At 64.4% G+C, this 1,120-nt stretch carries 1 protein-coding gene and 1 pseudogene; both read left to right on the top strand.

The window, feature by feature from the left end:
* On the top strand, positions 1-573 hold a 573-nt coding region (locus tag AC5RUH_RS16685; protein ID WP_494129156.1), incomplete at its 5' end, for a hypothetical protein.
* Positions 570-1,120 (top strand): annotated as a pseudogene (locus tag AC5RUH_RS16680) (hypothetical protein); the annotation flags it as partial. The gene AC5RUH_RS16685 and the pseudogene AC5RUH_RS16680, both read left to right, overlap by 4 nt.

Below are 1,120 nucleotides of genomic sequence, written 5' to 3'. Positions count from 1 at the left end.
AGCCCCCACGCCATCACCGATGCCGCTGGCGAAGTGCATCTGCAGACCCCACGGTTCACGAACGGTCTTCCCGCGATGCACATCCAGTACAAGGACCGGGGTTCCGGCATCTATGTCAACATGGCCACTCCCGCGGGTGCCAGCACTGCCGGCATTATCACGGCAACATTGCCGCCCGTTTCTTCGGTGACGGGTGTTCTGGTGGATTCCGCTGGCGTTCCGCTGGAAGGGGCAGCGGCATACGCAGCCAATGGAATTTCCAACCCGGCGCATGTGACGGGCAGCGGGGGCAGGTTCAGCATTCCCGCAGGTGAGGCTTCGGCCCAGCTGGTTTTTCAGTACGCGCGCAATGGCGCCGGGCCCAATATGTACATCATGACCAATTCCGTGGATGTTAACGGCGCACTTGATGTCGGGACGGTCACCCTGCCGCCTCTGGGTTCGGCCACCATCAAAGTCGTCGATAGCAAGGGCGTGCCCGTTAAGGGGGCCTCGGTGACGGCCAACCACGGCATGGGTCTTCAGCTGAAAGCCCCTGGCGCGATGCGGGCACTTCCCTCAACGAGCGGTTGACGGCAGCCCATGCGGGCTGGAGCCCCCACGCCATCACCGATGCCGCTGGCGAAGTGCATCTGCAGACCCCACGGTTCACGAACGGTCTTCCCGCGATGCACATCCAGTACAAGGACCCGGGTTCCGGCATCTATGTCAACATGGCCACTCCCGCTGGTGCCAGCACTGCCGGCACTATCACGGCAACACTTGCTACCCTGACCCAACGCACACCGGTAACCCCGGCTGCGGTGGTGTTCACGGATAAGGACGGCACCGCAGAGGACACCTACACGATCCCGGCGGTCGAGGGCGTGGATTACCTGGTCGGCGGCAAGACCGTTCCCCCAGGCACCCACAAGGGCACTGGCACCGTGACGATCACCGCCCGGGCGCAGGCCGACTACGTCATCGCCGCCGGCGCCATCACCGAATGGACCGCGGCGTTCAAGGCCACCCCGTACCCGGTAACCCCGGCTGCGGTGGTGTTCACGGATAAGGACGGCACCGCAGAGGACACCTACACGATCCCGGCGGTCGAAGGCGTGGACTACCTGGTCGGCGGCAA

Source organism: Arthrobacter sp. Y3223166, from assembly GCF_059090935.1.
This window is presented reverse-complemented; position numbering and strand designations above follow the sequence as displayed.